The sequence below is a fragment of the Pseudoalteromonas sp. KS88 genome, from assembly GCF_004766475.1.
Classification (GTDB): domain Bacteria; phylum Pseudomonadota; class Gammaproteobacteria; order Enterobacterales; family Alteromonadaceae; genus Pseudoalteromonas.
Map to the genome: position 1 here is coordinate 201,291 of NZ_PYHV01000019.1, position 23,395 is coordinate 224,685.

The following is a 23,395-nucleotide window of genomic DNA, read 5'->3' on the forward strand; positions in this document are numbered from 1 at the left end:
CAATTAATGATTATTTAAGTGTTCCATATGTGAATGAGGGGCGAGATATGTCTGGGTTTGACTGCTGGGGTCAAACTCGGCATCGCCTCCATCACTATTATGGGCAACCATTATTCGAATCGTTTGGTCATATTCATCCCGACGATAAAAGTTTGCTTACTGAAGCCTACCAACAAATTGTTTCGAACTTTAGAGCTTGCGAGCCATCATCTGGTGTTGTGGCGTGCGGTTTTAAGTTTGGTAGCTTAATTCACATCGGCACGGTTGAATTGATCGACGGTAAGCTTGAAATACTGCATACATCCCGCCGTAAAGGGCCATCAATTGACAGCATCGCTGACTTCAAGCGGTTATTTAAAGAGGTTAAATTTTATGAATACGTGGGTTGATATTAAAGTTTACCCAAACAAATTAGATCCTTCTTTAATAGAGCCCTGTAAATGTAAGGTTGGTTCGACACTACATCAATGGCTGACTGAAAATGTCCCTGCTTATTACGAAAGTGAAGAACCATTTTTTACTGTGCTTATCAATAAGCAGATCTTATTGCCTACAAATTGGAAAACTTATCAATTTAAGGTGTTGGATGATGTAAGTATCATTGTTGAGCCAAAAGAGCCTGCCACTATCGCTTATGCGGTTATTGCTGTAATCGCTGTCGGTTATGCGGTATATACCGCAAACCAAATACCCGATAATTACAATTCAACCACACCTGATGGTAGCAGTATTTATGATGTTAATACGCAAGGTAACAAACCACGTTTGATGGGGATCATTCCAGAAACCGCAGGACGTCATTTAATATACCCAGACTACTTAACTATGCCACGCCGTGAGTTTATTAATAATGAACAGTGGCTGTATCTTATGCTGTGTGTCGGCAGAGGTGAGTATGAAATTTTACCGGAAGAAATATATATCGCTGATACACCCGTCCGTGGTTATGTTGGCGATATTGATTATCAAGTATTTGCCCCTGGCGAAGATGTAACAACGCATGAAGCGCACCGCAATATATTTACATCAAGTGAAGTTGGCTCGACGTCGGGCAGTACCGGCATCGAATTAAAAGGTAGAACATTAACTACGGGCGGTGACCGAAGTCATTATGAATATAACTTTTCAAATGATGAATTAATTGTCACTCAAGTTGAGTTTGAGCCAGAGCTCGGCGCTCCAATACGTTACCCTACGATGCCACCTTTTGAGATTGGCGAAATTCTGACAATATCGGGCACGCTAAATGGTCAAAATGATGGTTACTTTGAGTTGTTAAACAAAAACACATCAGGTAGCCAAGTAAATAAAGTTGACGGTCAGTTCGAAGATGATCCTACTTGGACAGGTTTTGTGAGCGAAAACTCAAATTCAGCAACAGTGGCCGTAGAAGATGGTGGCGGGGATGGCCAATTTAATGGGCCATTCTTTGCGTGCCCCGCAGGAGAGTTGACAGATAAGCTTTGGTTAGATTTTAGAATGCCAAGAGGCTTAGGGGAGCTTGACGATAACGGCAATATTTTAAGTAAGTCAGTTACTTTACTTATAGAATATCGCCATGAAGGTGACAGTGAGTGGACGGCCTTTGATAGCCTGACGTATAGCGCATCAACAAATGATGAGCTCGGAAGAACGCAGCCGTTTACATTGCCCACTAAAATTCGCCCTGAAGTTCGTGTTAAGCGAGTAACAGCTGCAACAGATGATACTCGTATTTACGATGATATCTATTGGACAGCACTTAAATCAGAGCTAGAAAGTGCCACCAGTTATGATGGTATGACAACAATTGCTGTAAAAATTCGTGGTACCAACGCATTAGCTGGCACTGCAGAAAATAAATTTAACTTAATCGGCACACGTGTATTACCTGTATACGAAAATGGCGCGTGGAGTGCACCAAGGCCAACAACTGATATAGCACCGTTCTTTGCACATGTAATACGAAGTTCAGGCCACAGCGATAGTAAAATTGGGTTAGCAGAGCTTGAAGCACTACATCCTGTTTGGCACAACCGTGGTGATGAATTTAATGCTGTGTTTGATAGTGAAAGCACCATGTTTGAAGTATTAAAACGTGTGCTCGCTGTAGGCTTTGCAGAGCCTACCATTGACTATGGGCAAATTACCCCAGTACGTGATCAAAAAAGAACGATATACCGGCACATGTATCAACCAGATAACTATGTAGGTATGTTAAAACGCTCTATAAAATTGATTGATGACGATGAACCTGATGGCGTAGAAGTCGAGTACTTTGACCCAGCCACATGGAAGTCAGAAACAATTATGTGTTTATTACCTGGTGATTTAGGCTCAAACCCTGAAAAGGTTAGGGCGTTTGGTGTTACAAACCGAGACAAAGCTTATCAGTTTGGTATGCGTAAACGCCGTATCCGTCGATATCGCCGTACTCGCTTTGATTTTAAAACGGAAATGGATGCGCTGAATTCAAAGTATTTAGATTATTGTGCAGTTGCTGATGATATACCAGGCTATGAACAAAGCGGTACTGTAGAGGGTGTTTCTGGGCGTTCTATTTATGTTGATCATATAGGTTTAGAGTGGCAGAACGGCCAATCTCATATATTGGCACTTAGAAAACCAGACGGCACTTTATCCGGACCATATAACGTGATACCAGGAAAAGCCAACAATGAGATAATAATAGATGCTGATTTAGACTTTGCACCAGTGCTTGATGGCTCAATAGAACCACCACTATACATGTTTGGTATTAGCGAACGTTGGTGTAACGGCGTATTGATCCGCGATATAAAACCATCATCCACAGACCAAGTTAGCGTAACAGCAGAACTAGATGATAATAGAGTTTATTTGGACGACGACAGTTTAGCGCCGGCAGCGTAGATTATTGCGGTGGCGGGTATATTTTAACGAGTATTTTGCAGTTGATTACATTCGTTAAAACATATATTTTACAAGATGTTCTTGGAATAAAATAAACTCATGGAGAAAGGAATGGCATTAATAAAATGCAAAGAGTGTGGTGCCGAAGTTAGTTCAAAAGCAAAAACATGTCCAAAATGCGGTGCTAAGCCCGCTAAAAAAACATCTTTAATTACTTGGTTTGTGTTGATCTTAATAGTTTATTTGGTTTACTCAGCTAGCCAAAGATCGACTCCAAATTCGAACTATAAAAAGCCTGTATTAACCGAGAAATCAGATATTAAGGCCGAAGAGGTAGTTAAAGAAAAAGCAGAAAAAATTAAACCGCTAACAGATTGGTTGACTACTTCAGCTACAGATGAAATGACAGGTAAAGTTACGTTCTATGCAGCTTCAAAAACCACATATCCAGTACCAGGTATGAAATTTCCATACAGTGATGTTGATAGCTGGATTGGTGTGGGGTGTGATGGTAAAAGTGAGTGGGTATATTTTGGTTTTTCTAATGCTCCTAATTTAACAAATACATCAACTGAAGATGGTTATAGCTTAATAAACACAAGATTGAAATGGGACGATAAAGTTGAGACTGTAGGCTTAACTCAGGATTGGGGGAGCCGTTTTATTCACTTTAGAGAAGATAAAAAAGCGTTATTGAATTTAAAAAATTCTCAAAATATAAAGCTTGAACTTCAATGGCACAGTCAAGATAGGGTATATTTTAATTATTCACTTAGAGGTTCATCCAAAGCAATTCAAGAAATACAGCAAAAATGCTCTTCCTTATAACTAAAAAAGCAGCTGTATAGCTGCTTTTTTACGCTTCAGTTTTTTCTTTATAGTCAAACAAATCCTAATAGTACAACGTCAGAACTTAGGCTTTCTCGCTATACATGTATAACGTCCATGCAAAATAAACCAATGAAGTAGATTAAGTATGATTTTTTGAAAATACCGCGAGTTATCGGCTTTCATTTTTCTTATCCACTAGTTAAAGAGCCGTTTAGAACAATAGCAATACGTAACCCTATTAAAAAGCCAATAATGTTACTGCATATGGTTAACAGTAATTAGAGCTATTGAAAATAACTCTACAATAATTTTTAGAAACCCTAAAGTTACATATCCTTAAGTGATTTCTATTATCTCATCAAAAACATCGTAATATGCAAGTTCGATTTTAGTTACAGCTGAGTTGGTAATTGGTAGGACTAATAAATATTTCTAATGCTTAAAAGAGAGTTTTTGAGTAGCGGTAAAAAATAATAATACAAACGTAATACAAATCTAATACAAATAGATTTTTAGAAGTTGGCTTTTAATTTTGTGTAAGTGTTAGATATTAAAGGGAAATAATTGGTCGGTATGGAGAGATTCGAACTCTCGACCCCTGCCACCCCATGACAGTGCGCTACCAAGCTGCGCCACATACCGACTATGCGAGCAATATACGTATTTTTTTCGAAAAATCAATACGCTTTTGTTTGTTTGCACATTTATTATACGAGCTGGGCAAAATAGTGCCCAGCAAACTTAATCTGCTAACCAATTTTTGATCGATTTATACATTACGTCTCGTAGAATGGGTTGAGCGTCTTTATTTGGGTGAATATTGTCGCTTAACATTAGGCTGCTATCAGTGGCAACGTTAAGGACAAAAAACTCCATTAAATGGCTGTTGGTTTGTTCGGCAATTAGTTTAAAGCTTTCGGTAAACATTTGCGTGTAACGTGGTCCATAGTTGGGTGGAATATGAATTTCCATAATTGCTACATGCGCGCCACTTTGTTTGCTTTTATCAACTAGTGAGGTAAGGTTGTTTTGAAGTTTTTTTGTAGGAAAACCACGCAACCCGTCATTGCCACCTAGTTCAATAAGCACATGACTTGGTTGGAACTCATCAAGTAGGCCTGTTAAACGTCGCAGAGCACCACCTGTAGTTTCACCACTAATGCTGGCGTTGATAAGCTGGATGCTTGTTTGTTCAGCGTCGTATTTATCTTGTAACAATTTAACCCAGCCTTGCTCTTGTTTTAAGCCATAGGCGGCACTTAAACTGTCACCTAATATTAAAATTGTGTTGTCAGCTGCTGCAGTAAGTGGTTTGATTACTAACAGTAAAACAAATAAAAAACGTAGGATTGAATGCATCATATGTCAGCGCTATCTCAATTAAATATAATTCAAGTTAAAGGTCTTTCTAAAACGGTAACTACCCTCGAAGGGGATTTGCCCATCCTCAGCGACATCACGTTTAATGTCAAGTCTGGAGACTCAGTAGCAGTTGTCGGCACTTCTGGTTCAGGTAAATCTACGCTGCTAAGTTTATTGGCTGGCCTTGATCAATCTAGTAAAGGCGAAATCTATTTAGACGGTGCTCCTTTACATACCTTAGATGAAGAATCACGTGCTGCATTAAGGGCTGAGAAAGTAGGTTTTGTGTTTCAGTCGTTTATGTTAGTACAAAGCTTAACCGCACTTGAGAATGTCATGCTGCCTGCTGAGCTTGCTGGCGATCATAATGCAAAACAACAGGCCCTTGAGCTGCTTGAAAAAGTAGGTTTAAGCCATCGAGTTGAGCATTACCCATCACAGCTATCTGGCGGTGAGCAGCAACGTGTTGCCATTGCACGCGCTTTTATTGGCACACCTAAGATTTTATTTGCTGATGAGCCCTCTGCTAACCTTGATAGCAAAAACGGTAAGATGATTGAATCTTTATTGTTTGAACTTAATCAGTCGCATGGTACTACGCTAGTGTTAGTGACGCATGACGAAACACTCGCACAGAAGTGCCAACATATATTGCAAATAGAAGCAGGGCAGTTGGTAAAAGACACGAGTGAGGTTATTGCCAATGTGGGCTAAATTAGCATTAAAATTGTTTAGTCGTGAGTTTCGCCGGGGCGAGTTAACGGTTATTTGTGCCGCTATTGCGTTAGCAGTACTCACAGTATTAACTTTATCCATGGTGACCGACCGCATAGGCCAGAGCATTGCACAAAAGAGCAGTGCTTTTATTGCTGCAGACCGAGTACTTGCAAGTAGTCATGCTATTCCTGCAGATTACTTAACTAAAGCACAAGAATATAACTTACAAACAGCCAAGCTTACATACTTCGATACCATGCTTTTTGCGAACGAAGAAATGCAATTAAGCTCAGTAAAAGCTGTGTCACCTGAGTACCCGTTAAAAGGTGAGTTAAAAGTTAAATCCAGCTTAACTGGCACAGTAGAAGTAGCCAATCAAGGCCCCAGTGTGGGGCACGTCTGGTTTAGTGAATCAGTTTTTTACGCTTTAAAAGTTGAAGTAGGCGATATTGTTGAACTAGGCGCTGCGCAATTTGTGATTGAAAAAGTATTAGTCGAGGAGCCGGATGCACCGTTTAATATTTTTTCAAGTAGTCGTCGCGTGCTTTTAAATGAGGCGGATATTTCTGCTACGCAAGTTATCCAGCCAGGTAGCCGCGTGTTTTATCGTCAACTTTACGCGGGCGATGAAGACGACATTAGCAATTTTTACGCTTGGCTAAAGCCTAAAATGAAGGAAAATCAGCAATGGTATGGCGTCAAAGACAGGCAGTCGCCTATTGCTAATAGCTTAAATCGTGCTGAAAGTTTCTTATTGCTGGCAGGTTTACTAGGAATAATTTTAGCAGCCGTGGCGATTGCGGTTTCTGCAAAACGTTATTGTGAGCGCCAGTATGATCCAGTCGCGATGATGAAAACCCTTGGCGGTAGCCGAACAACCATACGAAAAATATATTTATTACACCTTTCAATGGTGTGTGTTTTATCTGTGTTGGTGGGCTTATTGATTGGGTACGGCTTACAAGAAATAGCGACTGGTTACCTTGCAAAATCGATGAACAATACATTACCTGCTGCGAGTGCCAAACCTTGGTTAGTTGCCATTAGTACCGGTGTTATTTGTGCGGTGATGTTTTCGATAAAGCCACTTCTTGATCTTTTTGATATACCACCTTTGCGTGTTTTACGCCGAAACCTAGGTGATAAATTATTAGTAAGTAAAGTTCATTTAGGCATGTCAGCTCTAACGGTATTTTTACTGATGTGGTTATTTAGTAATAACCTTAAAATAACGGCTATCTTGTTTATTTCTACCTTAATTTTAATAGCGCTGTTATTTGGCCTTTCGCGACTCATATTCGGTGGCGGCCGTAAACTTGGCCTTCGTCCAGGAAGTAGCTGGTCTCTTGCTATTGCATCTATCCAGAAACGGGCGAACGCAAATGCGGTGCAGTTAATTAGTTTTTCACTTGCTATAAAGTTGCTTTTGTTTTTAGTGGTATTAAAAAATGACATGATTTCAGATTGGGAGTCTCAGCTACCCAGTGATGCACCTAATGCTTTTTTGGTGAATATAACCCAGTCAGAGTTACCAGAGGTAAATAACTATTTAGCGCAGAAGAATATTCAAGTCTCAGAGTTCTACCCAACAATACGTGGCCGAGTGAATGCGGTAAATGGCGAGTTGGTAGCACGGCAAGTGTCACTTGAAGATAACGAGAAAAAAGACGAAGAGGCACGTTCGGGTATTGGGCGTGAACTAAATCTAACATGGCTTGCTGATGCACCTAGCCATAACGAGATTATTGATGGGCAATGGTTTAGTGACGATGCTGTTGCAGAGGCATCTTTAGAGGAGTCAATGCTGGCTAGGCTCGATGTAAAGATGGGCGATACACTCACATTTTTGATCGGTGCGCAGTCTTTTGATGCCAAAATTACCAGTGTACGTAAAGTTAACTGGGCAACCTTAAAGCCTAACTTCTTTATTATTCTAAGCCCTGATGTTTTAGCTGATTTTCCTGCTACGTATATTTCTTCAGTCCGTATTGAACAAGAACAAAAGCGTGATTTCAGTGAGTTACTTCGTACTTACCCGACAATAAATGCTATTGACGTAGATAGTTTCGTTAAACAAATTCGATCTACTATTTCACAAGTGTCACTGGCTATAGGCTTTGTATTGTCAATTGTTGTGTTGTGTGGTGCATTAGTGCTTATTTCGCAGGTACAAGCTAGTTTGGGCGAACGTATGCAAGAAATTGTTATTTTGCGAACGTTAGGCGCCAAGGGCAGACTGATAAAAAATGCAACACTTTACGAGTTTTTACTATTAGGTGCATCTGCAGGTTTTGTTGCTGCGCTAATTAGTGACTTGGCTTTACTTGTAGTACAAAAGGAAATGTTTGAACTAGCAGGTAAGCTGCATCCACACATTTGGGTGTTAGGCCCACTGGCTGGTGGAATATTTGTGTCGGTATTGGGATATATGATGATTGCTAGAACCATGCGAAAGAACACCCAAGGGTTACTTCGCTCGCTTGCCTAATATGATTTATTACAGATAAAAACACCCGCAGCCGCGGGTGTTTTTGTATGTGTGGTTTAAAAACAAACAACGGTTAAGTCAAAATAGTATGTTTACTGGTAATTTATACAGTGCTCTGGCATTATTGCGTTATTACCCTTTAAGTAACAGGTTTTTAGTTGGCTATAATTTTAGGAATCGATCCTGGCTCTCGGTTAACAGGGTATGGTGTAATCGAGCACCATGGGGCAAAATTCAACTATTTGGGCAGTGGCTGTATTAAGTTAGCAGAGCATGAGTTTCCTATTCGTTTGAAAATGATTTATCAAGGTGTTAGCCAGTTAATAGAGCAGTTTACTCCAACCACCTTTGCGATTGAAAAAGTGTTTATGGCACATAACCCTGACTCTGCACTTAAGCTTGGTCAAGCACGTGGGGCTGCAATTGTAGGGGCATCAATGGCGGAGCTTCCGGTGTTTGAGTATTCAGCTCGGCAGATAAAGCAAGCGGTAGTAGGCCATGGCGGGGCAGATAAAACACAAGTTCAACAAATGGTCAAAAACATTTTAAAATTACCTGGAACCCCCCAGGCCGATGCTGCTGATGCATTGGCTATTGCTATTTGCCACGCTCACTCAGAACAAAATTTAATAAAACTAGCGGGCAGTGCATCTAAAACCGTTAGAGGAAGATTAAGGAAATAATATGATAGGTCGTTTAAATGGCGTGTTAGTTGAAAAGCAGCCACCAGAGATTCTCATTGAGGTAAGCGGTGTTGGTTATGAAGTAAACATGCCAATGACATGTTTTTATGATTTACCTAATGTGGGTGAATCAGCAATAATTTACACCCATTTTGTGGTAAGAGAAGACGCTCAGTTATTATTTGGTTTTAATAATAAAGTTGAACGTGCGTTATTTCGTGAACTATTAAAAGCGAATGGCGTTGGGCCCAAACTTGGACTTGCGATTTTATCAGGTATGTCGGCGCAACAGTTTGTTAGTTGCGTTAATAATGAAGATGCAACTAGCTTGGTTAAATTACCTGGCGTTGGTAAGAAAACAGCTGAGCGTTTAGTGCTCGAGATGAAAGACAGACTAAAAGATTGGGGTAATGACTTATTTACACCATTTAGCGATAATGCAGTGATTGAACCGGTTGCAAACGATACGTTGGTCGCAAATAATGCATCAGATGATGCCGTATCAGCATTAGTCTCTTTGGGCTATAAACTAGCTCAAGCACAAAAAACAGTTAAAGCTGTAAGTAAGCCGGGTATGTCTACAGAGAATCTAATAAAAGAATCTCTAAAATCAATGTTGTGAGTAAACCATGATTGAAGCGGATCGTCTTATAGACGCAAGCGAGCAAAGTAACGAAGACGTTGTTGATCGCGCCATTAGGCCAAAGTTGCTGGCTGATTATACTGGGCAGCCCCATGTAAAACAGCAAATGGAAATATTTATTGAAGCTGCACGAACGCGTGCTGAGGCACTTGATCATTTATTGATCTTTGGGCCACCAGGGCTTGGTAAAACAACGTTAGCTAACATTGTTGCCAACGAGCTTAAGGTAAATATTAAAACCACATCAGGCCCTGTACTTGAAAAAGCTGGGGATTTAGCGGCGCTTTTGACGAACCTTGAAGAAGGTGATGTGTTGTTCATTGATGAAATTCACAGACTAAGCCCGCAGGTTGAAGAAATCCTTTACCCAGCAATGGAAGACTACCAGCTTGATCTCATGATTGGTGAAGGCCCCGCAGCGCGCTCTATTAAGCTAGATTTACCTGCTTTCACCTTAATTGGCGCAACAACTCGTGCAGGCTCATTAACATCACCACTTCGCGACCGTTTTGGTATTGTGCAACGTTTAGAGTTTTATTCAGTTGCGGATTTATCAACTATTGTAGGCCGTTCAGCACATTATCTAGATTTAGAAATGTGTGAAGATGGTGCAATAGAAATTGCTAAACGTTCAAGAGGTACTCCTCGTATTGCCAACAGGCTATTACGCCGAGTCCGCGACTACACACAAGTTAAATCAGACGGTACTGTAAATGCTAGCGTAGCAGAGCTTGCCTTAAATATGATTGATGTAGATAAAAGTGGCTTTGATTATATGGATCGCAAATACTTGCTCGCCATTATTGAAAAGTTTATGGGTGGCCCTGTCGGTTTAGATAACTTGGCTGCGGCTATTGGCGAAGAAAAAGAAACGATTGAAGATGTGATTGAACCATTCTTAATTCAACAAGGGTTTATTCAACGAACGCCAAGAGGGCGTATTGTCTCAGAAATTGCGTATTCGCACTTTGGTTTATTGCCCAAGAAAGATTAAACCTCCCCAGGTTGTATTAATTTAAGTAACCTGAACTCTGGTTAAGATATATACTAAAGTATTGATATAAATAAAAAGTTATTTATTATCCAGAGTTCAGTTTAAGTAGTCATTAATGCAATAACCCCACTTGTATACCAATTTTGACTGTTAACCTTACTCGCCTCACACCAACTCTTAGGGCACTTCATCGTTACTTCTCTTATCGTTGTTCATTCTTAAAAGGGGTGGCCGTTCTTGCAAAATAGCGCCTTGAAAGTAAGCCCCAGTGAAACCCTGGGTTCTGCATTTAGGGGTGGTTTGGGTATATTACGCTGTATTGAGTAATCAACGAGTGTTAGTTCACTCACTGTTAAGCAAGCAGCCTATATCGTATGTGCCAATATTGATAAAGTTTTTTTAAGCAAAAAAAAACCCGCATAAGAATGCGGGTAAACAACAAGTTGAAGGAAGTAATCCAGGGTATACAGCTTAAATTAGCCATGTTTTATCATGGGGGCATTTAAGCAATGCAATACGAAAAATCAGAATCATATTGCTAAGAACAGTGCTTAATAACGTTTGTTATTACTGCGCCAGCTCGGTATGTGAGAATAATACGCAAAAGTTGTTTTTTGTTCAAACTAGAAAATTTTCTTTTTCGGATTAAAAAAAATAATGCGATAAAATAATTCATTGAATTATTTTTAAACTTTAAATCTTATATGTGCTTGTAGGGTGTTGTAATATATTGGTTTATTAATAATAGCTAAAACTCTTTATGATTAGTTTATTTTTTGCAGCATGAATGATTAACTGTTGTTTTGCGTGTTTATGCACCAAATGTGAATAAAGCGCGTGTTTTAGTTGTTTTTTATATATAAATAAGCGCACTTAGAGCAAACTCAAAGTTCAATGCGTTTGAAATGCAGTGGTTATTTTAGAATCAGATACACATTATTAAAGTGCAAGTTTGGGTTTTCACCGTTTTTTGCTGCTAATTCGTAGCAACATCGTTGTCAGTGAACGACACAGTGGATACACTAGCCTGAACTATTGACTATTTCATTGGTCATACTCGCACATTATAAAATGCGTACTTAACAAGAAATCGAATTGGGAGTTTATTGTGGGATCAGGAATTAATTTTGTAGATTTAATCCTCGAAGCAAGTGTATTGGTACAGTTAGTGATGTTGTCGCTAGTGGGTATGTCAATTATGTCATGGGCAATTATTTTTCAGCGTAAAAAAGCAATTTCAGATGCGCTAATAAATGCAAAACGTTTTGAACAGAAATTTTGGTCAGGCATTGATCTAAGTAAGCTTTACAATGAAATTTCTTCTCGCAGCCAAGTGACGGGTGTTGAAGCATTGTTTATCGCAGGTTTTAAAGAATTCGCACGCCATAAAAAAACATCATTTCAAAGCGCAAGTATTGTAATGGAAGGCACGCACCGTTCAATGCGCGTAGCACTTTCACGTGAAATTGAAAAACTTGAATCTAGCTTGTCTTTTTTAGCGACGGTTGGTTCAATTAGTCCGTACATTGGTCTATTTGGTACTGTTTGGGGCATCATGAATGCATTTATTGCATTGGGTGAAGTAAAACAAGCGACATTGCAAATGGTTGCTCCAGGCATAGCTGAAGCATTGATTGCAACGGCGATGGGTTTATTTGCGGCCATCCCGGCTGTTATTGCTTACAATCGCTTTTCTAATAAAGTAGAAAAGCTTGAATCAAACTACATTAACTTTATGGAAGAGTTTGCGAATATTTTACACCGTCAAGCAGCTACACAAATAGAGGCAAAAGCGAATGTATCAGCGTAATAAACGTCGCCCTGTTGCTGAGATCAACGTAGTACCTTACATCGATGTCATGCTGGTATTGCTTATTATATTTATGGCAACCGCGCCGTTAATTACACACGGCGTAAAAGTTGATTTACCAAAGATGGAAGAATCTGATCTGGTTGATACTAAAGATACACCGCCGATTATTGCGTCTATAGATGCGCAAGGTAAGTATTATGTTAGTGTAGGCACAAACCCAGAAGAGCCGATGGAAGCGCTCGATGTTGCTGCTGTTATTAAATTACAATTAATGAAGAACCCAGAGACACCTGTGATGATTAAAGGCTCTGGCAAAGTGTCTTATCAAGAGGTTTTATTATTGATGGATTTCTTAAAAAATGCAGGTGTTCCTTCGGTTGGTCTAATGACAGAATCATTTGAAGGAAGTAATGGCTAATATGGGTGCTTCAATAATAAAATCTGTGTTGTTACATTTGCTCATTATTGGTGGAATTATAGGCTCGGCAAGCTTCCATATGCCCAGTCCAAAAGTGTTAGAGGTAACACTTAATAGAGAGCCTATGCCCGAGGCCGATAATGCGGTTGCGGCAGTGACAGTTGATCAAAAAATGGTTGAGCAAAAAATTGCTGAGCTAAAACGTAAAGAAGATGCTCAAAAACGTGCTGAAGATAAACGTATACGTGATCTTGAGCGTCGTGCCAATGACGCGCGTAAACAACGCGAAGAAGAAGCAAGGCGTATTAAAAAGCTAGAGAACGAACGCAGAGCTAAAGAAAAAGAGACCGCTCAGGCGCAAGCTCAAGCTAAGAAAGCGCGAGAAATTGAACAAAAAGAGCGTGCTAAAGCTCTGCAAGCTGAAAAGCAAAAGGAAGAAGCTGAACAAGCAGCAAAAGCAGCAGCTGATAAACGTAAAGCTGAAGAAGAAGCTTTGAAAAAAGCGGAAGAACAACGCGCACGTGAAGAGCAAGAAGCTAAAGAACGTGCTGAAGCTGCTGAAGAGGCTCGACTTAAAGCGTTACAGGAGCAGATGCTTCAAGATCAGTTGGCAAAAGAGCAGGCAGCGCGTAACAAGGTACGTCAACAGCAAGTGGTTGGCGAAGTAGAAAAATTTAAAGCTTTAATAATGGCGCGTATACAACAAAACTTCTTAAAAGATGTAAAGATGAAAGGTAAAGAGTGTCGTCTTAATATACGTCTAGGTTTTAATGGCCTTGTAACGCAAGTAAAATCATTGGGCGGAGATACTTTAGTGTGCGAAGCTGCAATGCGCGCGGTACGGATGGCCGATACTCTGCCTGTTTCGAAAGACCGTGACGTATTTGAGCAATTAAAAAATATTAACTTAACTATAGCGCCTCAATTTTAAAGGATTGATATGTTTAACCAGATAAAAACTGCTTGTTTTATTGTACTACTGGGATTTCATGGCATTGCCAGTGCAGCATTAGAAATCGTGATAACAGACGGTATAGATGGTGCACGACCCATAGCAATTGTCCCATTTAAGTACAATGGTATAGCGCCTATTCCACAAAAGCTGAGCGAAGTGATTGCTCAAGATTTAATGCGCAGTGGTAAATTTAAACCCATTAGTGTTGATGATATGCCACAGTTACCAAGTAAAGATGGCGATATTGACTACGCTGCTTGGGTAAATCTCGGCGTTGAGGCTATTTTGGTTGGCAACGTAGAGCAGCAACCTGATGGTCGTTACTTAGTCAGCTATGAATTAATTGATGTGATCCGTGCCCAAATAACGGGCGGTGAAACGCAAATGATGAGCAACGGCAAACTTGTAAAAAGCCAAGATCATATTCAAGAAGCGCGCGAAAGCATTATTCCTGAAAACGGCTTTAGACGCTATGCACACAGAATAAGTGATGTGGTTTATGAAAAGTTAACGGGTGAACGAGGTGCTTTTTTAACAAAAATTGCTTATGTTATCGTGCGTGATCAAGAACCGATGCCATATCAACTCGTTGTTGCTGATTATGATGGCTTTAATGAACAAGTTTTATTACGTTCAAAAGAACCACTGATGTCGCCAGCATGGTCACCAGATGGCACTAAGCTCGCGTATGTGACGTTTGAAAACCGCCAGAGTCAAATTTACATGCAAGACCTTTACACGGGTAAGCGTGAATTGATCACCAGTCATAAAGGGATTAATGGCGCGCCTCAGTTTTCACCAGACGGTACAAAACTATTACTTGTGTTGTCTAAAGACAGAAATGGTGCAACTGAAGTGTATATGCGCGATTTGGGTACAGGCAAAGAAACACGCCTTACAAACCACCGTAGTATAGATACCGAGCCATCGTGGCATCCAAATGGCCAAGATGTTGTGTTTACCTCTGAAAGGGGTGGTAATGCTCAGATTTATAAGTTAAATTTACAAACTGGCAGAGCGAAAAGAATGACGTTCGACGGTGATATGAACCTTGCCGGTTCAATTACGCCAGACGGAAAAGAATTAGTGATGGTTAACCGTACACAAGGTCAGTACCATCTCGCTAAAAAAGAGTTGGCGAGTGGCGCTTTTCAGGTGCTAACTCGTACGCGTTTAGATGAATCTCCAAGTATTGCGCCAAATGGTTCAATGATCATCTATAGCACACTCCATAATAATAAACAGGTGCTGGCGCTAGTATCAATGGATGGTCGCTTTAAAGCACGCTTGCCTGTGCTAAATGGAGAAGTAAAGGCGCCAGCTTGGTCGCCTTACTTACAGTAATAAATTGCTAGTTTATACAATATAGGAATCTACTCAATGCAACTTAATAAAATACTCAAAGGTCTGTTAATCGCAGTACCTGTAATGACTTTAGCAGCTTGTAGCTCATCATCAGATATTGATGAAGGTGCTGCAAACCAATCGAATCAAAGCGCAACTGAGCAAACAGTGCAAAATGACACGGTTGAAGTGTCTACAATTACGCCAGATCAACAAGCACAAGAAGAGCTTCGTCAAAAATACGAGTCACTTCGTCAAGAGCAAGTTATTTACTTTGATTTTGATAAAGCAACAATTGAAGGCAAGTATGCTGAATTATTACGTGCACATGCTGAGTTTTTAGTACAAAATCCATCTGTTAAGCTGCTTATTGAAGGCCATGCAGATGAGCGCGGTACGCCAGAGTACAACATTGCACTGGGTGAGCATCGTGGCCAATCAGTTGAAAAATACCTACAAAGTTTAGGTGTTTCTGCTAGCCAAATGTCAGTTGTGAGCTATGGTGAAGAGAAGCCAATGGTTAAGTCTCGCACTGAATCAGCTTTCGCAAAAAACCGCCGTGCGGTATTAGTTTACTAAGATTAGAGACATTATGAAGCCGAAAATTATTTTGGCAGCAATGATCTTAAGCGGGAGCACCCAATTATGGGCTGCTCCCGCTCCTGTTTCAGATGCTGCAAACTCGCAATCAAGCGTTGAGAAGCGTTTAGCTGCTCTTGAAAAAATGATGCAATCACGCAATTTGTTGCAGGTAGAGTTACAACAGCAACTCAATATTTTGCAAGATGAAGTCAGTCAAGTGCGTGGTATTACAGAAGAACAAAGCTATAAACTAGAAAAGGTTCTTCAGCGCCAGCGCGAACTTTATCAAGAAATTGAAAATCGTGTAAGCCAAGCATATTCACAGCCAGCACAAACACCGCAAACAGACTACAGTGAGCCTTTAGCAACACAAACAATAAGTACTGACTTGTCAGAAAATGAAGCTTACGATCGTGCTGTTGCGTTAATAATGAAAGATAAACGCTATGATCAGGCTATACCAGAGTTCCAAGCTTTTCTAACGACTTATCCAGATTCTGTGTATACCTCTAATGCACATTATTGGTTAGGGCAGCTGCTGTCGATCAAAAATGATTCAGCGCAAGCTTCAGAACATTTTAAAGTTGTTGTAAATGAATTCCCAAATTCAAATAAACGTCCTGATGCTATGTTAAAGCTGGGTACTTTGCTTCATGAACAAGGTTTAACAGAATCTGCGTTAAAAACTTTAAATGAACTGATCAATCAATACCCAAGCACAACTGCTGCAAAATTGGCCGCAGAACGCCTAGCAAAAATGTAGAATGAGCTTGATTAGACTGCTTTTTGTCATAAGCGGTCTAAAATTGGTCAACTAGACATAAAAACTTAAAAAAAGAGACATTTTCTGTTGCACTCATTTTTTAAATAAGTATTATAAGCGCCCGCAGCAGAGGAATGGTTCAACCACTCAAATTGCGGCAAAAAGAGCGGGTCATTAGCTCAGTTGGTAGAGCAGTGGACTTTTAATCCATTGGTCGATGGTTCAAGTCCATCATGACCCACCATCTATTCTTATCATATAAGAATAGAGTGGTCTTTTATCGGCGGATTTACGTATTAGTGTTTAGTTACATTAACTTGTAGCATCAGAGCGGGTCATTAGCTCAGTTGGTAGAGCAGTGGACTTTTAATCCATTGGTCGATGGTTCAAGTCCATCATGACCCACCATTCTTTTTAATATTGAATGGTACTAATCAGCGGATTTACGCAGTGCAGATTGCACAACCAGAGCGGGTCATTAGCTCAGTTGGTAGAGCAGTGGACTTTTAATCCATTGGTCGATGGTTCAAGTCCATCATGACCCACCATTCTTTTTAATATTGAATGGCATCAATCGGCGGATTTACGCAGTGCAGATTGCACAACCAGAGCGGGTCATTAGCTCAGTTGGTAGAGCAGTGGACTTTTAATCCATTGGTCGATGGTTCAAGTCCATCATGACCCACCATTCTTTTTAATATTGAATGGTATCAATCGGCGGATTTACGCAGTGCAGAATGCACAACCAGAGCGGGTCATTAGCTCAGTTGGTAGAGCAGTGGACTTTTAATCCATTGGTCGATGGTTCAAGTCCATCATGACCCACCATTCTTTATGCTAGTAATGAATGGTTCAATCGGCGGATTCACGCAGCAACTACTTCAAAGTAGATCAAGAGCGGGTCATTAGCTCAGTTGGTAGAGCAGTGGACTTTTAATCCATTGGTCGATGGTTCAAGTCCATCATGACCCACCATTCTTGATATCATCTCTCCTTATATTTAATTCTCACAGACTCTTTAACCCTACTGTTATTTAGCACCAGATTCTCGTATAATTCGCCCCATAATTGCACTGTAAACTTAAGTGGTCGAGAAATGAGTCTAGCTCAAACTATAATGCCTGAAGGATATATCTTTCCTCCTAAGCCAGCTCCGTTAAACAACGATGAGCAAGCGCAATATAAGGCACGAATAAAACAGTTATTGATAGATAAAAATGCGGTACTTGTAGCCCATTATTATACAGATCCAGAAATTCAGGCCCTTGCAGAAGAAACGGGTGGCTGTGTTGCTGATTCTTTAGAAATGGCGCGCTTTGGCGCAAAGCATGATGCAGATATGATCATCGTTGCTGGTGTACGTTTTATGGGTGAAACAGCTAAAATTTTAACGCCCAATAAAACCGTGGTAATGCCAACGCTTGAAGCAACCTGTTCGCTTGATATTGGCTGCCCAATTGATGAATTCTCAGCGTTTTGTGATCAGCACCCTGATCGTAAAGTGGTTGTATATGCCAATACTTCTACAGCAGTTAAAGCTCGTGCTGATTGGATTGTTACTTCATCGTGCGCGCTAGAAATAGTTGAACACCTAGATGAAATGGGTGAAAAAATTATCTGGGGCCCTGATAAGCATCTTGGTGCTTATATTCAAAAGAATACAGGCGCAGACATGATCATGTGGGATGGCGCGTGTATCGTACATGATGAGTTTAAAACAAAAGCACTAAAAGATATGAAAGCGTTGTATCCAGATGCTGGCGTATTGGTTCACCCTGAGTCTCCTGCTGAAATTGTTGCTTTAGCTGACGCGGTAGGCTCTACAAGTCAGCTGATCAAAGCGGCGCAAACAATGGATAACCAAAAGTTTATTGTGGCCACTGATCGCGGCATCTTTTATAAAATGCAGCAGCTATGCCCTGATAAAGAATTTGTTGCAGCACCAACGGCTGGCGAAGGCGCAACCTGTAAAAGCTGTGCACATTGTCCGTGGATGGCAATGAACGGCCTCAAAGCCATTGAGGAAGCTTTAATAGATGTAAACGGTAAAGAAGTGTTCGTTGATATGGGCCTTCGTGAAGGCGCACTCAAGTCGCTTAACCGTATGCTTGATTTTTCAGCGTCATTAAAGCGTTAATATCGTAAGCGTTATTGCAAAAGGCCGTTAATTTAAAGATTAACGGCCTTTTTTGTTTATATACTAAGCAATTGAAATGCAATGCTGAAAAACACCTTGCACGAGTGTGCGCTATTTCATACTATTGCAACGCGTTACAGAATAACGCATGTGGTGAGGTGGCTGAGTGGCTGAAGGCGCACGCCTGGAAAGTGTGTTTAGGTTAACCCCTAACGAGGGTTCGAATCCCTCCCTCACCGCCATTTGATTTAAAAAAAGCGACCTTAGGTCGCTTTTTTGCTTTTTACATTAGGAAAATTAAAAGCGTTTCTTTTTTGCTCTTAATTGTGCATCAAATTCATCAGGAAACAAGATAGTGCCGTCATCTTCTTCAGTAGGGAATACGGCAACGAGTAGGTCGTCTTGTTCAAGCCCTGGTGTCCATCTGCTTTGCCAGTCTTTTAAAGAAATTGCTTTCGCGGTGCAGTTTTCCCACTCGCCGGTTGCCCAGGCTTCTGCGAAAATACGTTCTGGCCAAACAGGAACGCAGTCGTCATCCTCATTAGCAAGCATCACGCAACCATCATCGTCGTTTAATATCCATATTTGTTTAAGCTCTTGAACGGTTTCAAACATAAATGCCAGTCTTTTTTTTGCTCCTAAACCTAAGATAGATTCGAACTTTTCAGTTGCGCTCGCTGTTGCGTTATTCATATAAAGGCTCACTTATTTTTTGGCTGTCTTGTTAACTAGGGTCTGTTGACCCTAGTATATTGAATAATATGACAGCCTGTCGATTGCTTAAAAATTAATTGCTAATAGCGTTGAATAAATCATCGGCTAGCTGGTTAATGTCTTTGGGATTGTTATTTGTTAATGCGTATGTTCTAAGCCCGTATAGACTCATTGCAAAAAAGCGAGCAAGTTGCGCAGCTGAGCGCTCCGAGTGTATTTCTTGCTGCTCTATTGCGCGGTTAAATTGAAAAGCAAGGGCTTGTTCATAGGCATTTAAATTGTCGCTTAACACCTTGCTTATTTGAGTGTCTTGTCCCTCAACCTCTGATATGCTTTTTGTGAGTAAACACACTTTCATGCTATCACCTCCTAAACACTCTGCTACGACTAGTTCTAAGTAAGCGCGCAAGCTTGGTAAAACGAGCGTGTCTGCACAAAATAAAGCATTAAATTGCTGATTTTTATCGGTTTGATATTGTTCTATAGCTGCTAAGAACACGCCTTTTTTATTTTTGAAAGCCGCATACAAAGAACCTGGGTGCAGCCCAGTTACTTGGGTTAATTTCTGCATGCTTGTTTTTGCATACCCGCATTGTGTAAATGCAAGCATGGCTTGTCTTAAAACAAACTCACGGTCAAACTCGGCTACCCGCATAGATTCTCGCTACTATTGATATGTTTACTTAGTAAGTGGTATCAGTTTACTTAATCTTGAACAATTATTCAAAATAGACTTGAATAATTGCTTTAACGACCTTATCTTGAATGTACACTCAAGATAAGGATCGTAAGAATGACTACCGATTTACTAAAACCCTACAAGTTAAATAACAGTATCGAACTACAAAACCGCGTGATGATGGCGCCATTGACTCGTTGTATGAGCGATGACAATTTAGTGCCAACAAAGGCTATGGTCGATTATTATGCGCGTCGTGCAGATGCCGGGCTAATTATTAGCGAAGCGACAATTATTCGCCCTGATGCACAAGGTTACCCAAATACACCGGGGTTATTTACCAGTGAGCAAATACAAGGCTGGAAAAAGGTTACGGATGCAGTCCATGAGAAGGGCGGTAAGATGTTTGCTCAGCTGTGGCATGTTGGTCGTGTGGCGCACCCTTACTTTTTTGACGGTGGTGACGTATTGGCACCTTCCGCTATTGGTGTTGAAGGCTCAGTGCCAAGAATGCGTGAGTTAACATATCAAACGCCTAAAGCCGCCACAATTGATGAGATCAAGCAATTGGTGGCCGATTATGCAAAAGCAGCAGAAAACGCACTTGAAGCAGGCTTTGATGGTGTGGAAATCCATGGGGCAAATGGCTATTTAATAGATCAATTTTTACATTATGCAGCAAATACACGTGAGGATGAGTACGGCCAAACGCCAGAAAATATGTCGCGCTTTGCACTTGATGTAGTAGATGCTGTTATTTCTAGTGTAGGTGCAGACAAAACAGCGCTTAGATTATCGCCTGGAGCTTATTTTAACATGGAAGAGGATAGCCGTGACAAAGCGGTATTCGACTTTTTATTGGCGGCACTTAATGAGCGTGAATTAGCGTACGTTCATGGCGGTATTTTTGACGACAGCATGCGCTTTGCAAGCTTAGATAACCAAACTACATCAGAATACTTAAGAGCTCATTATACTGGCAATCTTGTTGGTGTTGGAAGTTACAGTTTTGATACAGCAAAACAAGCAATTAGCGACAATAAATTTGACTTAATTGCAATCGGACGCCCATTTATTGCGAACCCAGATTACATCATTAAAGTGACTAATGATGAAGAGTTAGTGGCTTATGATGAGTCAATGCTGAGTGAGTTAGTATAAATAACGGGAATAAATTATTAAGTGCAGTACAAAAATACTGCACTTGATTGATACTAAAAGGGGATTTTTCTTTACTGCCAAGCTATTAACTAACTTTTTATAGCTAATTAACTTATAATCTAAAAAAACATCTCTACGAGACTAAAAGTTGGCGGCTATTAAGTACATAAATAATGGTTTTTCACGCTTTGCGCATTCGCGATTTGTACTATCGCTACGTGAATCTTTTATCGCTTTATTACCTTATTTTGTTTGCTCTGCTTTGGCTATTCTCGCACTTAATGTTGCCCTTAATTTTTCTTTTTTATCATCAGCAGATTTAACTTATGGAATAGTCCAAAAGAGCTCCCGTGCAATTTTATTGTTGTTTCCGGTAATGGTGGTGTTATCTGTTGGTTATCATTTATCTAAAAATTTAGGGCAGAGTGCTGTGGTTGGCAGCATGTTGGCAATAATCTCGTTTATTATCCATAGCGACTTTCTCGTTTTTAGCGCTGGGGGCGTCTATGTTGATGCTACTGGTGCATCAGCGTACGCTATTCTGATCCCTTCGTTAACGAGTTACTTGTTAATGTTATCTTATCGGGTGTTGCCACAAAAATATTTTGATTCAAGCTTTATTAGCGATTTTTTAAAAGAAAAATTAATGCTGATCCTGCCTTTTACAGTCGCTTTTTTTGCTCTGTTTATAATTGTGCCGATCATTGAACAGGTAATGCAAACATTACTAATTTATTTAGTTCCTATGGAAAGTGGAAGCTCCGTTTCTGAGCAACTGTTTAAACGTATGGTGATGATACATGGCTTTTGGTTTTTCGGAGTACATGGTGACAACGTTTATTCAATGATGTTTAACCAAGCATTTTTAGATGCAGATATATTTCCAGGTTTAACAGCAAAAACTTTTTATGACACATTTGTATTAATAGGGGGAACTGGTTGTTTTATTGGTTTGATCCTTGCCGCATTTTTTATGTCAAACGCCAGTCATGAAAAAAATATAGCGCGTTTGTCATTGCCTTTTTCGGCGTTTAATTTTTGTGAGATTATTCTTTTTGCGCTACCTGTTTTTCTAAATCCGCTTTTATTAATCCCTTTTATACTCGCTCCCTGTTTCAACTTTATTGTAAGTTATTTTTTAATTTCAACTGGCGCTGTAGGCTATCAAGAGGTGTCAATAAGTTGGATGACCCCTACAATCGTTAATGGCAGTATGGTGGGTACCGATCTTGTTGCGCCGATATTACAGGTTTTTTTAATAATCTGTAATGCATGTATTTACTATCCATTTTTAAAGCTAAGCAGTGAACGCAATGATTATCAGCTAGCATTTAATAAACTCAGTGGCCAACTAAATGTGAGCGAACGGTTTGCTGCAAAGTCAGAACAGCGATTTATTCAACAGCAACGAGAAACAAATAACTCAATGGGTCGCCTAACCGATGTGCTTAACACAATTTCTAAGTCACGCTTGGCGCTTTATTACCAGCCACAAATAGATATTCATACAGGCCGGGTGAATGGGTTTGAAGCGCTTTTACGGTTAGTAAAAAGAGATGGAACGATAACGGGGCCTTACTTTTTAGATACCTTAATTGCCCATAAGCAAACAGCAATTATAGATCACTGGGTTATCGAACAAGCACAGCGCGATCTTCGGCAATGGCAGAATATAGGTTTCGAGCCAGTGATCAGTATTAATGTTAATCCTGATGTGTTAACCAGTGAATCAATGGTCAATAAAATATGTGATTTGTTCTCTGACTTTCCAGATCAAGTTAAAATTGAAATTGTTGAATCAAGCTATTTAACGCAACAATCTTTAGTCACTAAGCACATTGATAAACTGCGCGAAAATAAAATTGAAACGGTACTTGATGACTTTGGTACTGGCTATTCAAGTTTATCAATGTTGGCTAATTTACCTGTAAAACATGTCAAACTAGACCGCAAGTTTTTGCTGCAATGTGAACAACCAGCTGGCAAGGTGCTTTACCAGCAAGTTGCAGAGATCTTTGCACAGCTTGGTTTTTCGGTTGTAGCTGAAGGCATTGAAACTGAAGAGGAGCTTGCTTGGGTTAAATGTTTAGGTATTCAAACAGCACAAGGCTGGCTTTATGCACCTGCACTACCGAAGAGTGAGATTCATGATTTTGCGTCAAAACTCAATAAATAACTTTTTATGCCATAAATAGTACATATTTTGGTAACTGTTACGTAAATAAAAACGCGTTTTTCTG

Annotated in this window: 20 protein-coding genes and 8 tRNA genes; 24 read left to right on the plus strand and 4 right to left on the minus strand. The window is 40.1% G+C overall.

What is annotated here, in order from left to right:
- Positions 1–47: 47 nt before the first annotated feature.
- The 3 genes from C7Y70_RS13200 (at position 48) to C7Y70_RS13210 (ending at position 3,699) form a co-directional block, all read left to right on the plus strand.
- On the plus strand, positions 48–389 hold the full coding sequence (locus tag C7Y70_RS13200) for a hypothetical protein (RefSeq protein WP_245321510.1): 342 nt from the start codon (positions 48–50) through the stop codon (positions 387–389).
- Positions 373–2,871 (plus strand): host specificity factor TipJ family phage tail protein, encoded by a 2,499-nt coding sequence (locus tag C7Y70_RS13205; protein WP_135475264.1) that lies wholly within the window; start codon positions 373–375, stop codon positions 2,869–2,871. The genes C7Y70_RS13200 and C7Y70_RS13205 overlap by 17 nt, the downstream gene beginning before the upstream one ends.
- A gap of 111 nt (positions 2,872–2,982) precedes the next feature.
- Entirely contained in the window at positions 2,983–3,699 is a 717-nt protein-coding gene (locus tag C7Y70_RS13210; protein ID WP_135475265.1) for a zinc ribbon domain-containing protein, read from the plus strand.
- A gap of 568 nt (positions 3,700–4,267) precedes the next feature.
- On the opposite strand, the gene C7Y70_RS13220 is transcribed toward C7Y70_RS13210, so the two are convergent.
- Positions 4,268–4,344: transfer RNA gene (locus C7Y70_RS13220), tRNA-Pro, on the minus strand.
- A 99-nt stretch (positions 4,345–4,443) separates the two neighbouring features.
- Complete coding sequence (locus C7Y70_RS13225; protein WP_135475266.1) at positions 4,444–5,064, minus strand: arylesterase; 621 nt, start codon at positions 5,062–5,064, stop codon at positions 4,444–4,446.
- On the opposite strand from C7Y70_RS13225, the gene C7Y70_RS13230 reads away from it, so the two are divergent.
- The 19 genes from C7Y70_RS13230 (at position 5,065) to C7Y70_RS13320 (ending at position 18,843) form a co-directional block, all read left to right on the plus strand.
- A complete protein-coding gene (locus tag C7Y70_RS13230; RefSeq protein WP_099295979.1) occupies positions 5,065–5,778 on the plus strand; it encodes an ABC transporter ATP-binding protein in 714 nt (237 codons plus the stop codon). It abuts the gene before it with no gap.
- Complete coding sequence (locus tag C7Y70_RS13235) at positions 5,768–8,269, plus strand: FtsX-like permease family protein (protein ID WP_135475267.1); 2,502 nt, start codon at positions 5,768–5,770, stop codon at positions 8,267–8,269. The genes C7Y70_RS13230 and C7Y70_RS13235 overlap by 11 nt, the downstream gene beginning before the upstream one ends.
- Positions 8,270–8,427: 158 nt before the next feature.
- Positions 8,428–8,952 (plus strand): crossover junction endodeoxyribonuclease RuvC, encoded by a 525-nt coding sequence (ruvC, locus tag C7Y70_RS13240; protein WP_099295977.1) that lies wholly within the window; start codon positions 8,428–8,430, stop codon positions 8,950–8,952.
- A gap of 1 nt (position 8,953) precedes the next feature.
- Positions 8,954–9,574, plus strand: a complete 621-nt coding sequence (gene ruvA / locus C7Y70_RS13245; protein WP_099295976.1) for a Holliday junction branch migration protein RuvA — start codon at positions 8,954–8,956, stop codon at positions 9,572–9,574.
- A gap of 7 nt (positions 9,575–9,581) precedes the next feature.
- Entirely contained in the window at positions 9,582–10,589 is a 1,008-nt protein-coding gene (ruvB, locus tag C7Y70_RS13250; protein WP_099295975.1) for a Holliday junction branch migration DNA helicase RuvB, read from the plus strand.
- A gap of 1,108 nt (positions 10,590–11,697) precedes the next feature.
- Positions 11,698–12,399, plus strand: a complete 702-nt coding sequence (tolQ, locus tag C7Y70_RS13255) for a protein TolQ (RefSeq protein ID WP_099295974.1) — start codon at positions 11,698–11,700, stop codon at positions 12,397–12,399.
- A complete protein-coding gene (gene tolR, locus C7Y70_RS13260) occupies positions 12,386–12,820 on the plus strand; it encodes a protein TolR (protein ID WP_099295973.1) in 435 nt (144 codons plus the stop codon). The genes tolQ and tolR overlap by 14 nt, the downstream gene beginning before the upstream one ends.
- A 1-nt stretch (position 12,821) precedes the next feature.
- Positions 12,822–13,751, plus strand: coding sequence for a cell envelope integrity protein TolA (gene tolA, locus C7Y70_RS13265; RefSeq protein ID WP_135475268.1), 930 nt, complete (start codon positions 12,822–12,824; stop codon positions 13,749–13,751).
- A 9-nt stretch (positions 13,752–13,760) separates the two neighbouring features.
- Positions 13,761–15,119 carry a Tol-Pal system beta propeller repeat protein TolB gene (gene tolB / locus C7Y70_RS13270; protein WP_135475269.1) on the plus strand — a complete coding sequence of 453 codons (1,359 nt, stop codon included), beginning with the start codon at positions 13,761–13,763 and terminating at the stop codon, positions 15,117–15,119.
- Positions 15,120–15,155: 36 nt separating this feature from the next.
- Positions 15,156–15,698 (plus strand): peptidoglycan-associated lipoprotein Pal, encoded by a 543-nt coding sequence (gene pal / locus C7Y70_RS13275; protein ID WP_135475270.1) that lies wholly within the window; start codon positions 15,156–15,158, stop codon positions 15,696–15,698.
- Positions 15,699–15,711: 13 nt separating this feature from the next.
- Complete coding sequence (gene ybgF / locus C7Y70_RS13280; protein WP_099295970.1) at positions 15,712–16,464, plus strand: tol-pal system protein YbgF; 753 nt, start codon at positions 15,712–15,714, stop codon at positions 16,462–16,464.
- 168 nt (positions 16,465–16,632) lie between these two features.
- Positions 16,633–16,708: transfer RNA gene (locus C7Y70_RS13285), tRNA-Lys, on the plus strand.
- 88 nt (positions 16,709–16,796) lie between these two features.
- Positions 16,797–16,872, plus strand: a tRNA-Lys gene (locus C7Y70_RS13290).
- Between the two features lie 64 nt (positions 16,873–16,936).
- Positions 16,937–17,012 (plus strand) — tRNA-Lys (locus C7Y70_RS13295).
- Positions 17,013–17,076: 64 nt separating this feature from the next.
- Positions 17,077–17,152, plus strand: a tRNA-Lys gene (locus C7Y70_RS13300).
- Positions 17,153–17,216: 64 nt separating this feature from the next.
- A tRNA-Lys gene (locus tag C7Y70_RS13305) sits at positions 17,217–17,292 on the plus strand.
- Between the two features lie 71 nt (positions 17,293–17,363).
- A tRNA-Lys gene (locus tag C7Y70_RS13310) sits at positions 17,364–17,439 on the plus strand.
- 121 nt (positions 17,440–17,560) lie between these two features.
- Positions 17,561–18,601, plus strand: coding sequence for a quinolinate synthase NadA (gene nadA, locus C7Y70_RS13315; protein WP_135475271.1), 1,041 nt, complete (start codon positions 17,561–17,563; stop codon positions 18,599–18,601).
- Between the two features lie 152 nt (positions 18,602–18,753).
- Positions 18,754–18,843, plus strand: a tRNA-Ser gene (locus C7Y70_RS13320).
- A gap of 55 nt (positions 18,844–18,898) precedes the next feature.
- On the opposite strand, the gene C7Y70_RS13325 is transcribed toward C7Y70_RS13320, so the two are convergent.
- Both C7Y70_RS13325 and C7Y70_RS13330 read right to left on the minus strand, forming a co-directional pair.
- Positions 18,899–19,294 (minus strand): DUF2750 domain-containing protein, encoded by a 396-nt coding sequence (locus C7Y70_RS13325; RefSeq protein WP_099295968.1) that lies wholly within the window; start codon positions 19,292–19,294, stop codon positions 18,899–18,901.
- A 94-nt stretch (positions 19,295–19,388) separates the two neighbouring features.
- Positions 19,389–19,970, minus strand: a complete 582-nt coding sequence (locus tag C7Y70_RS13330; protein ID WP_135475272.1) for a TetR/AcrR family transcriptional regulator — start codon at positions 19,968–19,970, stop codon at positions 19,389–19,391.
- 138 nt (positions 19,971–20,108) lie between these two features.
- Here C7Y70_RS13330 and C7Y70_RS13335 point away from each other — a divergent pair, with 138 nt between their 5' ends.
- Positions 20,109–21,155 carry an alkene reductase gene (locus tag C7Y70_RS13335; RefSeq protein ID WP_135475273.1) on the plus strand — a complete coding sequence of 349 codons (1,047 nt, stop codon included), beginning with the start codon at positions 20,109–20,111 and terminating at the stop codon, positions 21,153–21,155.
- Between the two features lie 148 nt (positions 21,156–21,303).
- Positions 21,304–23,331: an EAL domain-containing protein gene (locus tag C7Y70_RS13340; protein ID WP_135475274.1), complete on the plus strand. Its 2,028-nt coding sequence runs from the start codon at positions 21,304–21,306 to the stop codon at positions 23,329–23,331.
- Positions 23,332–23,395: the final 64 nt, after the last annotated feature.

Excerpts from the sequence above, each read along its gene's own strand:
- C7Y70_RS13200 (WP_245321510.1), top strand. The coding sequence starts at position 48 with ATGTCTGGGTTTGACTGCTGGGGTCAAACTCGGCATCGCCTCCATCAC.
- C7Y70_RS13205 (WP_135475264.1), top strand. The coding sequence starts at position 373 with ATGAATACGTGGGTTGATATTAAAGTTTACCCAAACAAATTAGATCCT.
- C7Y70_RS13210 (WP_135475265.1), top strand. The coding sequence starts at position 2,983 with ATGGCATTAATAAAATGCAAAGAGTGTGGTGCCGAAGTTAGTTCAAAA.
- C7Y70_RS13225 (WP_135475266.1), bottom strand. The coding sequence starts at position 5,064 with ATGATGCATTCAATCCTACGTTTTTTATTTGTTTTACTGTTAGTAATC.
- C7Y70_RS13230 (WP_099295979.1), top strand. The coding sequence starts at position 5,065 with ATGTCAGCGCTATCTCAATTAAATATAATTCAAGTTAAAGGTCTTTCT.
- C7Y70_RS13235 (WP_135475267.1), top strand. The coding sequence starts at position 5,768 with ATGTGGGCTAAATTAGCATTAAAATTGTTTAGTCGTGAGTTTCGCCGG.
- ruvA (WP_099295976.1), top strand. The coding sequence starts at position 8,954 with ATGATAGGTCGTTTAAATGGCGTGTTAGTTGAAAAGCAGCCACCAGAG.
- ruvB (WP_099295975.1), top strand. The coding sequence starts at position 9,582 with ATGATTGAAGCGGATCGTCTTATAGACGCAAGCGAGCAAAGTAACGAA.
- tolR (WP_099295973.1), top strand. The coding sequence starts at position 12,386 with ATGTATCAGCGTAATAAACGTCGCCCTGTTGCTGAGATCAACGTAGTA.
- tolA (WP_135475268.1), top strand. The coding sequence starts at position 12,822 with ATGGGTGCTTCAATAATAAAATCTGTGTTGTTACATTTGCTCATTATT.
- tolB (WP_135475269.1), top strand. The coding sequence starts at position 13,761 with ATGTTTAACCAGATAAAAACTGCTTGTTTTATTGTACTACTGGGATTT.
- pal (WP_135475270.1), top strand. The coding sequence starts at position 15,156 with ATGCAACTTAATAAAATACTCAAAGGTCTGTTAATCGCAGTACCTGTA.
- ybgF (WP_099295970.1), top strand. The coding sequence starts at position 15,712 with ATGAAGCCGAAAATTATTTTGGCAGCAATGATCTTAAGCGGGAGCACC.
- nadA (WP_135475271.1), top strand. The coding sequence starts at position 17,561 with ATGAGTCTAGCTCAAACTATAATGCCTGAAGGATATATCTTTCCTCCT.
- C7Y70_RS13325 (WP_099295968.1), bottom strand. The coding sequence starts at position 19,294 with ATGAATAACGCAACAGCGAGCGCAACTGAAAAGTTCGAATCTATCTTA.
- C7Y70_RS13330 (WP_135475272.1), bottom strand. The coding sequence starts at position 19,970 with ATGCGGGTAGCCGAGTTTGACCGTGAGTTTGTTTTAAGACAAGCCATG.
- C7Y70_RS13335 (WP_135475273.1), top strand. The coding sequence starts at position 20,109 with ATGACTACCGATTTACTAAAACCCTACAAGTTAAATAACAGTATCGAA.